Annotated in this window: 11 protein-coding genes and 1 tRNA gene; all 12 read right to left on the bottom strand. The window is 41.7% G+C overall.

Going from position 1 to position 15,290, the window contains the following annotated elements; genetic code table 11:
* Nucleotides 1-11: 11 nt before the first annotated feature.
* Nucleotides 12-100: transfer RNA gene (locus tag RYP29_RS06685), tRNA-Ser, on the bottom strand.
* A 148-nt stretch (nt 101-248) separates the two neighbouring features.
* A complete protein-coding gene (locus RYP29_RS06690) occupies nt 249-1,202 on the bottom strand; it encodes a magnesium transporter CorA family protein (protein ID WP_005378032.1) in 954 nt (317 codons plus the stop codon).
* Between the two features lie 153 nt (nt 1,203-1,355).
* A complete protein-coding gene (locus RYP29_RS06695) occupies nt 1,356-3,488 on the bottom strand; it encodes a heavy metal translocating P-type ATPase (RefSeq protein ID WP_311532704.1) in 2,133 nt (710 codons plus the stop codon).
* A gap of 213 nt (nt 3,489-3,701) precedes the next feature.
* Complete coding sequence (locus RYP29_RS06700; RefSeq protein ID WP_302943999.1) at nt 3,702-4,025, bottom strand: YolD-like family protein; 324 nt, start codon at nt 4,023-4,025, stop codon at nt 3,702-3,704.
* Nucleotides 4,026-4,072: 47 nt separating this feature from the next.
* The gene (locus tag RYP29_RS06705; protein ID WP_311532705.1) at nt 4,073-5,356 is read right to left on the bottom strand and encodes a DNA repair protein; all 1,284 of its coding nucleotides are present in this window, start codon (nt 5,354-5,356) and stop codon (nt 4,073-4,075) included.
* A gap of 231 nt (nt 5,357-5,587) precedes the next feature.
* Nucleotides 5,588-6,949, bottom strand: coding sequence for a replicative DNA helicase (gene dnaB, locus RYP29_RS06710; protein WP_311532706.1), 1,362 nt, complete (start codon nt 6,947-6,949; stop codon nt 5,588-5,590).
* 111 nt (nt 6,950-7,060) lie between these two features.
* Nucleotides 7,061-7,507 (bottom strand): 50S ribosomal protein L9, encoded by a 447-nt coding sequence (rplI, locus tag RYP29_RS06715; protein WP_005384538.1) that lies wholly within the window; start codon nt 7,505-7,507, stop codon nt 7,061-7,063.
* A 2-nt stretch (nt 7,508-7,509) separates the two neighbouring features.
* A complete protein-coding gene (locus RYP29_RS06720) occupies nt 7,510-9,531 on the bottom strand; it encodes a DHH family phosphoesterase (protein WP_311532707.1) in 2,022 nt (673 codons plus the stop codon).
* Nucleotides 9,532-9,547: 16 nt separating this feature from the next.
* A complete protein-coding gene (locus RYP29_RS06725; RefSeq protein ID WP_311532708.1) occupies nt 9,548-10,507 on the bottom strand; it encodes a DUF2232 domain-containing protein in 960 nt (319 codons plus the stop codon).
* Nucleotides 10,508-10,700: 193 nt separating this feature from the next.
* The gene (locus RYP29_RS06730; protein ID WP_259334837.1) at nt 10,701-12,878 is read right to left on the bottom strand and encodes a ribonuclease J; all 2,178 of its coding nucleotides are present in this window, start codon (nt 12,876-12,878) and stop codon (nt 10,701-10,703) included.
* 423 nt (nt 12,879-13,301) lie between these two features.
* A complete protein-coding gene (locus tag RYP29_RS06735) occupies nt 13,302-14,378 on the bottom strand; it encodes a DUF805 domain-containing protein (protein ID WP_311532709.1) in 1,077 nt (358 codons plus the stop codon).
* Nucleotides 14,379-14,409: 31 nt separating this feature from the next.
* Nucleotides 14,410-15,201, bottom strand: coding sequence for a uracil-DNA glycosylase (locus RYP29_RS06740; RefSeq protein WP_038122973.1), 792 nt, complete (start codon nt 15,199-15,201; stop codon nt 14,410-14,412).
* Nucleotides 15,202-15,290 lie beyond the last annotated feature (89 nt).

Consider the following 15,290-nt stretch of genomic DNA (forward strand, 5'->3'; position numbering starts at 1 on the left):
ATAAAATTGAATGGCGGAGAGGGTGGGATTCGAACCCACGGCCCCTTGCGGAGTCACTGGTTTTCAAGACCAGCTCCTTAAACCACTCGGACACCTCTCCATAATGGTATATTATAGCAGATTTGTATTGAAATGTGCAACAATTGAATAAAGGTAACCTCAGATATCTCCCATGTAGAACTACTTATATTAGAAACAAAAAAGCTGGCCTAAAGCCAGCTTTCAGCATATCTATTATAGTTATTATCTTAGAAAAGATCTTTTTTCCACATGCCAATGATGGCCACGATGGAACAGGCCACGGAGATGCCCACAACCTCGAAGAAACCATTTTCATCGTTTTGAAACGGCAATGGCACGTTGGTCCCCCACAAGCTAAAGATGATGGTCGGTACGGCCAAGGTAATCGTCAAGGCAGCCAACATTTTCATAACCATATTAAGGTTGTTTGAAATGATGGATGTAAAGGCGTTCATCATGTTCATCAAGATATTAGAATACATTTCAACCATTTCTATGGCCTGTTTATTCTCGATGATAACGTCCTCTAATAGATCCTCATCTTCCTCATACATCTTGAGAAGGTGTTTATAGGAACTGTGACCACGCAAGCGCAATAAACGTTCCATAACGGTACCATTCGTACGCAAAGCGGACGTAAAGTATGTCATGGATTTCTGTAATTCCAACAATTGGAAGAAGTCCTTGTTCTTTGTAGTATGACGCAATTGGACTTCGATATCGTCTGTACGACGGTTGATTTGTTGCAAGTAACGCAAGAACATGGTCGCCGTGCGATACAAAATTTGGAACAAGAAACGAGTCTTTTTATACGTATAGAACGTAGAAATCTGATTAGAAATAAACGGATAGAGTACTTCAGATTCTTCTAAACAGATGGTAATAAAGAAATCTGGCGTCAAAAAGATACCAAGTGGCACCGTATCGTACATATCATTGCCGCGAACAACAGGAATGTTGATAACAACAAAGATATAATTGTCCTCTAACTCCACGTGAGAACGTTCTTCCATATCGAGGGCGGTCTTTAATACGTCTGTAGGAATTTCCGTCAGGATATTGATAAGGGATAACTCATCGGGGTCTGGGTTCACCAAATTTACCCATGAACCTTTTGTGGCATCTGATACCGTGTAATCGGCTACTAATTCTTCTTCTATGTGCTTGTACACCGTAATCATGTTATCCCTCCTTCCGAGCGAAAATACTGTATCTCATCTTTAAAATTATATACTATTTAGGTGTACTATTCAATTCTCTTGTGAAAGTTTTACATAGAAAAACTGCTCCTCATTGCCTAATACAATGTAGGAGCAGTTTATTATCTATCAGTATTATTTTCTACTCAAGATGCGGACAGAGTTTAAGATACAAAGGATGGATACGCCTGTATCGCCAAATACAGCCCACCACATGGATGCATAGCCTAAGATGCCAAGCAACATGATAAGGATTTTAACAGCAATGGCGAATACAACGTTTTGCCAAGCCACGCGCAATGTTGATTTGGACAAATCAAGAATATGTGCAATCGCTGTCAAAGATGGACGCATGAACACAACGTCGGCCGCTTCGATAGCCGCATCAGCGCCGCTACCCATCGCACCACCTACGTCAGCACCAGCAAGAACTGGCGCATCATTGATGCCATCGCCTACGAACATGGTAGGACCATATTCAGAGCGAATATCTTGAACAACGGACAATTTATCTTGAGGCAATAGTTGAGCACGTACTGCGCTTACACCCGTTTCTTTGGCGATATAGTTAGCGCTTGCTTCAGCATCACCAGTAAGCATAACAGTTTTAATATCTTGACGATTAAGATCAGCAATCGCTTCAGCAGAATCTGGACGAGCTTCATCGGCGATGATAATACGGCCAAGGTATGTATTACCTTCGGCTACAAGAACTTCTGTACCGTATTCAGCAGGTTCTGTTGGATAGCCTTGTACATCATAGCGTTCCATAAGGCGACGGTTACCAACAAGTACTTGTTGACCATCTGCCATGCCTACCATGCCTTCGCCAGCTAATTCCTGAACGAAATCGGAAGGTTCCACTGTAAGGCCTTGATTTTTTTCTTCAGAAACAATGCTTGTTGCTATTGGATGTGTAGATACAGCTTCGATAGCTGCTGCCATGGATAATAATTGACCAGAACTTACATGGGAGCCTACAGTTTCTACGTTGTGAACTTTGAACTCACCAGATGTGATGGTACCTGTTTTATCAAGAGCTACTGCTTTCACATTAGCCAATGCTTCGATAACACGACCACCTTTAAGCAAGATGCCATGTTTGGATGCGTTACCAATACCGGAGAAGAATGCAAGTGGCACGCTGAGCACCAATGCACATGGACAAGAAATAACAAGGAATGTTAAGGCTGTATAAATCCATCTATGCCATTCGCCAGTAATGAGGGATGGAATAATCGCAACAGCAAGGGCAAGGGCTACTACGATTGGAGTATATACACGAGCAAAGCGCGTAATGAATTTATCGATTTTAGGTTTCGATGCAGCTGCATTTTCAACAGCATCAAGAATTTTAGTAACCATGGATTCTTCTAGAACCTTATCGACGCGCATCGTAATACGGCCAGTTTCATTGATGCAGCCAGACATCAATTGTGTACCTGGTTCTGCGCGAACAGGTACTGGCTCGCCGGTTACAGGAGCCGTATTGACGCGAGTTTCCCCTTCAAGAATCGTACCGTCTAGAGGAATCAAATCGCCAGGACGAACTTCAATAGTCCAGCCCACCTCAACCTTTTCAGGGGACATAACTACGATTTCGCCACCGCCGCATGTATCTACAACGCGCACCTCTTGAGGACGCATATCAACAGCGTTCATGATTTCTGTACGGCTACGATCTGTTGCTTTTTCTTCGAAGAATTCACCGATACGGTAGAATAAAATAACGCCTACCGCTTCAGGTAATGCATCGATAGCGATGGCACCCAATGTAGCGATGGACATCAAAAAGTTTTCATCAAATACTTCACCCTTTAAGATATTACGCGCTGCAGTACGCAATACTGGGAATGCAAGTAATACATAAGCCACATAGTAAATTGGAGTTTCAATGCTCTCTGGCAATCCGATAGATGGAACAAAGGAAGTCAATGCTTCATAGATCATAAATAATAGACCTACTACGATAACTGCAATTGTTACAGCGTCATTGTCATGATTGTTGTCACGACCATCATCATCCATAGCCGCTTTAGATTTACGTTCGTAATCGGCTACTGTTACGCCCTCTTCGATAGCATCACAAATGTCTTGAATGTCACGCTTAAGAGCCTCACGGTCCTCCCAAGACCCAGTTAATTTTAATTGATGTGTAGCAAGTGTAAAATTGGCTGTTTCTACCACATCCATTTTACGGATACGATCTTCAATTTTTGCTGCGCAGTTCGCACAGTTCAAATCCTTTAGAAGTAATGTTTCTTCCATGATATCTCCTTTATCTATATTTGAAAGCACAGAAAGCTTTCATCCTATATAAATTAAAATAACATATGAATATTCGTTCATATGTTATTTTAATAGAATCTATACTATATGTCAAGAAAAATTATCAAAATAAATTAGACGTAAAACAGCCCATACGTATCACCTATACGCATGGGCTAATTCTATATTCTTACGTTATAGTTTTGACTATTTCTATTCATAAAGATTGATTTCTTTTATGTCTTTAAAGGTAATCTCAACCCCCTCTATAGACATAGTATGGGCCGTCTTATTTATCAGCTCTATAGCACCCACCAACTCCGTATAACAATGACCGTTGTAATATAGGACTCGCACAAAATTTCCGTCTGTCAATGATTGGATTGTACGATTTAATTCCTCTAGTTGGTCCTCAGATAACTCTACACGATTCTCCTTAGGCCGTGCTACGGCTGCCAGCAATGTTTCAAATCCCTTTAACGCCGCAAAAGGCATAAATTGTTTAGCCCGTTGCAAGCGCGACATCCGATGTTTCATGAATGTATACCTTCCCTCACGCAATACATCAATTCCTATTGTAAAATCTACTCTCCATTATGACCGCCTACCAATGTATTTCTAAACTGCATGGTCCCTTCTTCTTGCAAGCTAGATGCACGAAGGATAGCATTTTTACCAAAACGTCCTTTAATATTCAGCATAGTTTTCTGTATATGTTCCTCTTGCTCTGCTGTATCCGTTAAGGCACTACTAAACAGGTCCATTTCAGTCGGTACAGCGGCCTTATTAACTAAATCTTCAAAGCTAACGGCAATGCGTCGTATTAACTCATGAGGCCGTTTATATTTATCAAACAAGGCTAGTACAGCTGGACATAACTCTTGAAATGAGTCCGTATAATGCGCTAAAGTCCTGGATCCACCAGTGGACTTTACATCCTCTGCCGCATAGCCGATGTGAACATGAATACATTTTGTAACCGCCTTAATCTGTAACAGTTCAAGGACTAAGGACTCCACCATTTCACGCATGGGCAATCGCGCCTCATCAGCCGTATAATTGCGCAATAGAATTTGGCTTTGTGAAAGAGAATGCTTAGATGGTCTATAAGCATGGATATCGGCAATGGTACAGCTTTCACGGCCCCATGCATGATCGATTAGAAGCTCTGCATTCACACCGAATTCCTTATATAATTTATGTTCCGGCACTTGAGTAATACCATGCAAATCGAAGGCGCCAAATTTACGTAAGCGGTTTGCAATACCGCTGCCGACTTGCCAAATATCCGTAATCGGCTGATGATGCCAAATTTGCTCTTTAAAAAGGTTTTCATCAAGATACCCGATAAAATCCGGCGCATGCTTCGCCAGTATATCAAGGGCAATTTTAGCGAGGAATAAATTAGTCCCAATGCCAACAGTAGCGTAAATATGAGTAGCGTCGAGCACCGCATCAAGCAGAAGCTGAGCCAACTGACGAGGCGTTTTCTTGTACAAATTCGTATATGGCGTAATATCTATAAAATATTCATCAATAGAATACACATGAATATCCTCAGGAGATATGTAATTTAGCAGCGTCCCATAAATCTGAGCCGACGCCTGCATATACCGCTTCATATGAGGTTTTACCGTAATATATTCAATATGTGACGGAATCTGAAATAAACGCGACCGGTTTTTAACGCCTAGCTTTTTGAGCGCTGGAGAGATGGCCAATGTAATTGCCCCCTTACCACGAGAGTTATCGGCCACCACCAATGGTGTTGTAAAAGGATTCACCCCCAAATCGGCACATTCTACGGATGCGTAAAAGCTCTTCAAATCAATACACATATACATCCGCTCTGTATCAGCAGAACCCATACAAACACCTCCTTACAACGCTAATTCACTGACTTTCACCAAGATCAGTATCCTCATAATTTCTATCATTAGTATAACAAAAATACACAGTATTTTCAAACGTATGTTTGCTTTTATGTAAGTAATTTTAAATAAAAAAAGGTATCTATCATTAGATATAGTGTCTAACAATAGATACCTTTGTACTTTTATTTTTTGATTCTAATTATGTAATGCACCGATAGATTACATTTATTGTTCTGGACCGACCCGATCTTGATCTACTGTGTCTAGGAATCGCGTCAATTCGCCCATAAATAGAAGTCTTACCGTCCCTACAGCACCATTACGGTGTTTACGGATAAGTACCTCTGCCTCATCCCCCATTTCAGAATTTTCATCGTAATATTTATCGCGATACAAGAAAATAACGATATCCGCATCTTGTTCAAGGGAACCAGATTCACGAAGGTCAGATAGTACTGGCCGCTTATCTGGGCGGCTTTCAACACTACGAGATAACTGAGACAAGGCAATAACAGGCACATTAAATTCACGGGCAATCAGTTTTAGGTTACGAGAGATTTCAGATACCTCTTGTTGTCGATTTTCGCTGCCCTTACCAGAGCTACGACCTTGCATAAGCTGAATATAATCGACGATGACAAGATCAAGGCCATGTTCTACCTTGAGGCGGCGCAACTTAGCGCGCATATCCTGCACCGTAAGGCCTGGCGTATCATCGATGAACAGGTTAGCTTGGCTCATCTCATCCGCTGCGGCCATCACCTTCCCCCAATCATTAGGGTCCATGTCAGCCTTGCGCAACTTGTCTGATTCGATGCCGGCCACGGAGGACAAAATACGTCCTACTAACTGTTCCTTGGACATTTCTAGGGAGAAGAATGCTACGGTCCTCTTAATCCCCATCGCTACATTTTGAGCGATATTCAAGGTGAAAGCAGTCTTACCCATAGCAGGACGAGCCGCCACGAGAATAAGATCCGACCGTTGCAAACCATTTAACTTGAAGTCTAAATCTCTAAACCCAGTTGGTACACCTGTAATAGAACCCTTATGCTGTTGCAGTTTATTCAGTCTATCAATATTCGTAAGGACTATATCTCTGATTGGTGAAAACGTCGATTCTGATTGTGTTTGACCACCTACATCAAGAACGAGTTGTTCCGCCTTATTCATAATGACGGATGGTTCATCCTCACCAGCATAGGTCATACCAACAATCTTATTCCCCGCATCAATGAGACGGCGCATTTGTGCTTTTTCTACAATAATGCGCGCATGCTCTTCAACATTATAGCCCGTCGCTTCATTCGCGAGAGATGTAATATAAGCAATGCCACCTACTGTATCCAGTTTTTTACGTCGTTCTAGTTCTTCACTTAACGTAATGAAATCTACCGTCTTATTAACTTTGACAAGATTTAAAATAGCATCATAAATGATACGATGCGTATCACGATAAAAATCATCACGATCTACGATACTTGTTACCAAATCAACGGCTTCGCCAGATGATGACCCATCTGTCAGCAATGCCCCTAATACGGCCTTTTCCGCATCCTCATTATGCGGTGGTATGCGTACGTCCATGTCCTTCTCCCCTTAACTAGAATATGAATATCTTCCCTATGAAAGCGTGCGTCACGCCTCTTCTATGCACAAAAAGAATCACCACACTCTGTGAGCATGGTGATTCGAAGATTATTCAGCGACTACGTTAACCTTGATAGTGCTCGTAATTTCTGGATGTACACGAACCACTACATCATGAACACCTAATGTCTTTAACGGTTCTTTAATTTCAATTTTCTTTTTGTCGATATCTACCTTGTATTGAGCTTTTGCTGCATCTGAAATATCTTTAGCAGTCACAGAACCAAATACGCGGCCTTCTTCACCCATGCGAACCTTAACAGTAACTTCAACCTTAGTCAATTGAGCTGCCAAGATTTTAGCTTCATCATTGGCAACAGCTTTATTGTGAGCGATGGATTCTTGCTTTTGTTTCGCATTATTTACATTAGTTGCTGTACCTTCAAGACCAAGGCCTTTTTTAATCAATACATTACGACCATATGCGTCACTTACTTCAACGATTTCGCCTTTTTTACCAACTTTTTTTACATCTTCTAACAATACTACTTTCATTGTTATTCCTCCTCTTTTTCAGCGGAATGAAGGGCTTCTAGTGCTTTATCTAGAATAGCTGCCTTCGCTTCCTCTATCGTCATACCTTGTAGTTGGGCACCAGCCACTGTTCTGTGACCGCCACCACCCAAGGATTCCATTACAACCTGTACATTTACCTTGCCTTTGGATCGAGCACTAACGCCGATACCGCCGTCATTGAGTGGGTAAAGCACAAAGGCCGCTTCAATATCTTCATTACTGATGAGCATATCCGCACTCTGTGCAGCCAATGCCATCATATCCTTCAAACCTTCAGGTGCTACAGAAATAGCAATCCCTTCGGTACGACTGGCTTCAAATACCATTTTAGCACGCAATTGGATAGAATCGAAGGTTTCAATAAATAATTGTTTAACCTTTTCAATATCCGCCCCTGCACGGCGCAAGAATGCTGCCGCTTCAAAGGTACGTGCCCCCGTTTGTTGAACGAAGTTCTTCGTATCTAAAACGATACCTGCATAAATGCCTGTGGCTTCCGCTTTTGAAAGCTTCACAGGAACCCCTGCATATTGTACAAGTTCTGTTACGAGCTCACTCGTAGATGATGCAGCCGGTTCCAAATATGTAAGCAATGGATTTTCAATAAAATCAGCTGCTCGACGATGATGGTCGATAACAATGCGTCGCTCAGATACTTCAAGAGCCTCTGGTGCTGCTACCATCGGCGTTCTATGCGTGTCACAAACGATGGCTAATGTATTCGCATCGGCCCACAATTTTGCTTCTGCAGGCGTTACGATATGAGTTTTCCAAAATTCGTCTTCCACAAGAACATGTACCATTTTATCGATGGCATTTGTTTCTTTTGAAAGTACTAATCGCACCTCTTTGCCAAGAGCACGTGCAATCGATACGACGCCAATAGCGCCACCTAAGGCATCATAGTCCTCACGTTGATGGCCCATAACAAGAATTTTGTCAGAATCATTCATCAATTCATGAAGGGCTTGACTGACTACACGAGCACGAACGCGCGTATTCTTTTCGATACCAGCTGTATTACCTCCGAAGAAGCGGGTGCTTTCACCATCCATAATACAAACCTGATCACCACCGCGCCCTAAGGCAATATCGAGGGCTGCACGAGCACGTTCGGATACATCCTTAACAGAGCCTGCATTTTCGCCAATGCCAATACTGATTGTAGCAGGCACTTGACGAGGAGAAGGCAATTTACGGATGCGCTCAAGCACACTAAAGCCATTGTTTTCCATGTCTTGCAAAGCGCCACGAGAAATGGCAAATGTGTACATATCATCTTGGAAATTTCGGATGAACCCTTCGTGTTTATCGATTTCGTCAACGACAATATTATTGATTTCAGCCCATAGATTGGTATACTCTCTATCGCTGAGCCCCTTCGTCAATTCTTCGATATTATCAATTTGAATCATGCCCCATACAGGCTGTTCTTCTTGAGCCTTAATACGTTCCTTTTCAATGGCTGTAATATCCTTAAAATACAAAGCCATAACGGCATGTTCAGTCAATTCATCATTAGGATCCGCATCAGGTCTTGTATCGCGAGGGTCGATGAACTTGTACACCACTTGGAAATAGCGGTCCCCGTATTGCTCTTTCAAGAACCCCGATTTGCCCCAAATCTTATCAATTCTAAATCCAGGAATCAAAGCGGACATTTTTTGCAATTTATTCCAGTCCACCGGAACCCAATCGGCAAATACGCTATTATTCCATACCAATGTGCCTTGTTTATTGACAAGTACAATAGCGGTCGGTAAGTTTTGTAATGCAAAGTTAGCCGCCTGCGTCACATTTTTCATCATAGCACTAAATTGTTCGCGTGCTAAACGACGACGATTATGGATGGTATTGTAATTAATCAAGTATACTGCAACCACCACGATAGCCGACAATATGGCTAATAGCCAATTTAAATAAGCGATGATTAAAATCAATAGAACGATGACACCAATAATGGTCCATTCCATTGCTTCCCATCTTCGTTGAAAGGATTTCATAGTAACCTCCTTTCTATTAATAACCTCGTTGATTAAAACGAGATCGTAAATCTAAAAACATATCCATAATACCAAATATAGCTAATGCTTGAGAAAAGAATAGGGTATATGCAAAAACCAATCCCCATTTTATCTTAGGTGCTACGCGATAGCGAGTCATAATATCTGCCAATGCAGCAAAGCCATGAATAGAACAAATAAAATTACCAAGCAATACTAAATTTTTACTAATAGCAATGACCCATGGTGTATCTAAATGTACATATGGACTTCCATGTACACCTATGATACCAAGAGCGAAAACACCTGCTCCCCATATTGGCATCTTCCACTGTTCAATTGGTAAAAAAGCGGGAATTGAAATTCGCAATCGACGACCAAACCATAAAGATATCTGTATTGTAATATATGTATACACTATCGCACCTACGGCTATAACCATATAAAATATATCACCTAAAGTATCAATATTATTTTGTATATTTTCAACAAACTGATCCGCTTGTTCTTGTGTAATAGATGAATTTGTTGCCATAGCATCATTTGCCATCATTTGAGCTTGTTCTACAACCATAGTGCCTAAAGTTGATAAATCAATACCAGACATGGAGTAAGACACTATAATGACTAAAAATATAGCCAAAAACATCAATACACTTGGAACGAACAAACGCTTTATAGTAGGCCATGCGAGCCGATTTCCAGCACCTACACCAACACCTACCAAGGTAAATAATCCTACGGCGAATGAGTTAACTATTCCAAATAACATAGTAGATAGAAGAAATATAACAATTGTTCCTACAGTACTATACTTAAATCCCCATTTTGTACCAATTATTCCAACCGCTGCCGGAGTAACTAAGAATGATAAAAATGAAAATATAGGTAAGTATACACTAATGGCGGCAAGTACAATTCCAATGGCACTAACAAATGCCGTTTCCACCATAGCTCTTGTATTTGTTTGTTTCATAATACTCCATTCAACACTAAAAGGATACCAGTTATCCTTTAATTATAGCAGTTTAAAGAAGTAACTTCAAATACCCTATATAGTAGACAATAACAGCAACCACGCTACTTATAGTGTCTCAAAAGAATAAAGATATCCCTCTCAAGACCACTGCCATGTCATCGTGGCATTCTGCTTGAGAGGGATATGTTATTTAGTGTACGTCTTGAATGATTGGTAAAATCATAGGTCTACGACGTGTTTTGTCATAGAAGAATTTACCCAATGCATCGCGAACGTTTTGTTTAATTGTAGTCCAGTCCTTGATACGTTGTGCTTCACAATCATCTAATACTTGATGAACGCGACGTTCTGCTTCGAGCATAAGCTCTTCTGCATCACGTACATATACGAAGCCACGAGATACGAGATCTGGGCCTGCAATGATGGTACCGGAAGCAGTATCCATGGCCATAACAACGATAACCATGCCTTCTTGTGCCAATTGTTGACGATCGCGAATAACGATATTGCCAACATCGCCAACACCAAGGCCATCAACGAAGATAGCACCAGCTTGTACACGGCCACCTTTACGGCCACCATCTTTATCGAACTCAAAGATTTGGCCATTGTCGCCGATAAGGACTTTCTTAGGATCTACGCCCATAGCCACACCAAGTTCACCATGACGGCGCAACATGCGGTACTCACCATGAACTGGGATGAAGTATTCTGGACGCACAAGGTTGAGCATTGTTTTGAGCTCTTCTTGGCTCGCATGACCAGATACGTGGATGCCACGATCTTTGCCATATACTACATGACAGCCTAAGCGAAGCAAGTTATCGATGGTTCTACCTACAGCACCTTCGTTGCCTGGAATTGGTGTAGCCGAAATAATAACCGTATCATTTGGTGCCAATTCTACAGTGCGATGGTTGCTTGTAGCCATACGGGATAAGCCGGCCATCGGTTCACCTTGAGAACCAGTTGTTAAAATCATGATTTGATCATCTGTGTAGTTGTGCATTACATCTACGTCGATAATCGTATTTGGTGGAATATTCAAATAACCGCGTTCTTGTGCGATTTCTGTAACATTTACCATGCTGCGACCCATAACGACAACCTTACGGTTGAACATAACCGCCGCATCGATTGCTTGTTGGATACGAGATACGTTAGATGCGAATGTAGCCAATACAACGCGGCCTTTTGCAGCACCTACAGCTTGTTTAATAGCAGGTCCAACGGAGCTTTCAGAACCAGTAAAACCAGGTTTTTCTACATTTGTAGAGTCGGACATCAATGCTAGTACGCCCTTGTTGCCAAGTTCTGCAAATTTATGAATATCCATCAATTTGCCATCAACTGGTGTTTGGTCGATTTTAAAGTCCCCTGTATGGAGTACAGTACCGATAGGTGTATCGAAGTACACCGCAACGGAGTCAGGAATAGAGTGATTAGTTTGGATAAAACCAACCTTCACTTGACCGATTTGCACTTCATCGCCTGCTGCAATCGTGCGAAGGCATTTTGGGGATACTTTATGCTCTTTAAACTTACCTTCAATCAAGCCACAAACAAGATTTGTAGCATATACAGGGCAGTTAATTTCCTTCATAAGGTACGCTAAGGAACCGATATGGTCCTCGTGACCATGGGTAATAACGACTGCTTTCACGCGGTCCTTATTCTCAATGATATAGCTCATATCAGGAATAACGATATCTACGCCAAGCATATCTTCACTAGGGAACGCAAGACCTGCATCAAGAACGATGATTTCATCCTCGTATTGAAAAATGGTCATATTTTTACCGATTTCACCAAGGCCACCAAGAGGGATAATTTGAAATTTACCCTTATTAGAGCCCGCTGGTTGACGACCAATTAAATCGGATTGAACCTCTTGGTTGCGAGTCATCGGACGGTTGTTAGTGCGCGTACGACGGTTGTTAGTATTTTCATTACGATTATTATCATTCGTATTACGTGTACGCGTATTACGTGTATTTCTTGTATTACGAGTATTCTCGCCATTTCGTTCAGTACGATGTGTATTTTCACCGCTTCGAGTTGTACGGGTTTGACGAGGTTGGCGCGGTTTACGTTCTGTACCTTGTTGTTCACCTTGCTCTGCTGCTGGACGTTGACGACGTGTATTCGTTCTTGTATGTGTCGTACGTCGTTGACGGCCTTCGCCATTTTGACTAGCTTCGCCTGTATGACGGCGTTCACCAGTGCGACGACCTTCTGTATTGCGGTGTTCCCCCACAGATCGACGTGTGTTGGTACGACGGCGCGTTGTTTTTTGCTCACCTTGAGCAGACGGAGCCGTCTCTACTGCAGTCACTTGTGCAGTATGTTGATTATCTGTTGTATTCACAGTTCCTCCTAAAATTTTGTTCATTAATTTGTTTAACATATATTTTCACCTATCATTAAAATTTGATCTTTACAGAGGAACGGACAAACGAAAAAGGCGCTATCCAGCAGCGTCTTTCAAATGGGCGCAAAAATAGCGCAACTCAATTGTTACCGTTCAAGTCCTTTTGTCCATTCGCCTCGTGCAAATGAGTATAGTGTACCATTAAACGCGTCAGCCGCGACGTTACGTTCTCTTCGTTACCGTTTAATGTTCATTATAATCCGATCGTTCTGATGAAAGCCTCGCTTTCATACGTTACTATTATTGTAACATAAAAATAGCGTTAACAAAAGAGGACCCTTATGTTGACGCTATTCCATTAATCCTGTACGAATTTGAGCTGATAATCGCACAAAATCTAACCGTGTTTATACATCATATTTAGTTATCATCATCAGGCAAATGTTTGTAAAAGCCTTCAATATGCCACGCACCATTTTCTTCAATAAGAGAAATATATCGCTTCATCGGTTTAGCCTCTACCATGCCTTCGCCAACCTTTGTGGTTTGTAAATCTGCTTCAAATACAATACGTTTTAAACTACCTGAACGACTCAGCCGTGCCACATCCAAGGTAACCATATCCACTTTTGTACCTTGCTGCATAGCTATGAGCCATTTTTGTTTTTCTACTGGATTGGTCCTAACTCGGTTCATCACATACGTGAAAGCCTTATCATAGTCCTTATTATTTACCGCATCAAAATAGCCTTGTACCGATGCACGAGCGGCATCTTCACTGCCTTCACCAACAATGGCATTTGTAAACCACCCTGAAGGGAACACTTCATTTTCCGGTCCCATAGTTCGTAAAGAAAATCCAAATATGCATACTATACTTACAAGAACAACAATTAAAGCTCTCGTTGTTAACGAACTACTCGTAGGGGATACTTTCATAATTGAAGCTAGCCGTTTATCTATGACGATATGCTGCAACGCACCACCATATTGATTGTCCTGTGGCTGCCCCTTTTGACATAACAGTACGAACAAAATCAAGGGTCCTACAAAGGGAAGGAGGAACAGCAACAAGCTCACACTGCCTCGTCCCGTATCATGAAGTCGGCGCACACATAACGACCCTAACGGAAGTAAGGATACTAAACATAGTATAGCCGTTAAGAACCCACCTAAACCGATTAAATACGGTCCCGTTTGAAATATAGCGGTTATAGCATAGAAAAAGGCGAGCAAACCAACCATACATACATGCCACAGCAATAGAAATTGTAAGAATTCCCTCTGCGAAGCGCGACCATCCGTATCCATGAACTTATTCATCACATAGAGATATGTATCCTTATAGCTAAGCTGATAATGGGATAAAGGATAAATTACATCACCTTCAGGTGCAATGCGCTCCACCTCTGTAGCCACCGTATACTGCCCACATGTAGGGCAAAACATAGCCGCCTCATCGCAATAATGACGGCAAGCATCACAATAACGTTTCATAAGTATCTCTCCAAAAGCTCTCAAATGTTTACTATTTTAAGTATGTATCTATAGCCTCCGCAAAGCCCTGACGATATAGATTAGCACCGCCGTTTGCAGGGTGGCGCAACCCAATAGCAGACAATCCAAATTTTCCCATTGTATCTGCAGATTTTTGGCCTACGGCGAGCACAAGAGGTTCTACGCCGCCTAATTCTATATGTAAATCTAACAAGCGTTTTGTATACTCCCAACCTAGTTGTTGTTCTCTATCCGTAGGTGTACGGTTAGTCAATGGATTATCATCCTTATGAGGATGGAAGGGGAATATATTCCACAACAACGTATCATATGGATCTATCCCCTTTTCAACGATAGCACTCCACACCACAGTGTCAGTAGGTTCGTTAAAACCGTCCTTCTGCTGTGTTCCTTTTAATAAAGAGCTAGTAGGCGAACTAGTGCGTTCCAACCGAATCGGCGTTACATCCTTCGCACGAATGGTTTTGTGCTTATCTAATAGCATTCTTTCACAAGTAATAGCAATGCCACTAAAACGTCCGCCTTGATATCCTACTGCCTCTGCCACTACAAATACCTTAGCTCGACCTAATCGCGGCAATAAATAGGCTACCAAATTATCTCGACGCACTTGGGCCGCATCAAAACCATCTGTAACAATCTCTAAATCAGGATTTACCTCACCCCAAGGATTATGGACGAGACCACCTTGATACTGAGCAAGCCAGTCTACAAAACCGTGCACCTTCGCCACGCGCTCCGCATCAAAGGTTGCTATATATTCATCAAAAGACAAGGTCTTCTCTAACTCAAATAAAGACATACAGCCTCCAATTAAAATTTATATGTTATTACCGATATATATCTACTATACATGATAATTACACGAATTGCATAAGAAATATATAGTTA

This window comes from uncultured Veillonella sp. (assembly GCF_963534045.1).
GTDB lineage: Bacteria > Bacillota > Negativicutes > Veillonellales > Veillonellaceae > Veillonella.

Coding starts and splice junctions, on each gene's coding strand:
- RYP29_RS06690 (WP_005378032.1), bottom strand. CDS start 1,202: ATGATTACGGTGTACAAGCACATAGAAGAAGAATTAGTAGCCGATTAC.
- rplI (WP_005384538.1), bottom strand. CDS start 7,507: ATGAAAGTAGTATTGTTAGAAGATGTAAAAAAAGTTGGTAAAAAAGGC.
- RYP29_RS06705 (WP_311532705.1), bottom strand. CDS start 5,356: ATGGGTTCTGCTGATACAGAGCGGATGTATATGTGTATTGATTTGAAG.
- RYP29_RS06735 (WP_311532709.1), bottom strand. CDS start 14,378: ATGAAACGTTATTGTGATGCTTGCCGTCATTATTGCGATGAGGCGGCT.
- RYP29_RS06740 (WP_038122973.1), bottom strand. CDS start 15,201: ATGTCTTTATTTGAGTTAGAGAAGACCTTGTCTTTTGATGAATATATA.
- RYP29_RS06695 (WP_311532704.1), bottom strand. CDS start 3,488: ATGGAAGAAACATTACTTCTAAAGGATTTGAACTGTGCGAACTGCGCA.
- dnaB (WP_311532706.1), bottom strand. CDS start 6,949: ATGGACGTACGCATACCACCGCATAATGAGGATGCGGAAAAGGCCGTA.
- RYP29_RS06700 (WP_302943999.1), bottom strand. CDS start 4,025: ATGAAACATCGGATGTCGCGCTTGCAACGGGCTAAACAATTTATGCCT.
- RYP29_RS06725 (WP_311532708.1), bottom strand. CDS start 10,507: ATGAAACAAACAAATACAAGAGCTATGGTGGAAACGGCATTTGTTAGT.
- RYP29_RS06720 (WP_311532707.1), bottom strand. CDS start 9,531: ATGAAATCCTTTCAACGAAGATGGGAAGCAATGGAATGGACCATTATT.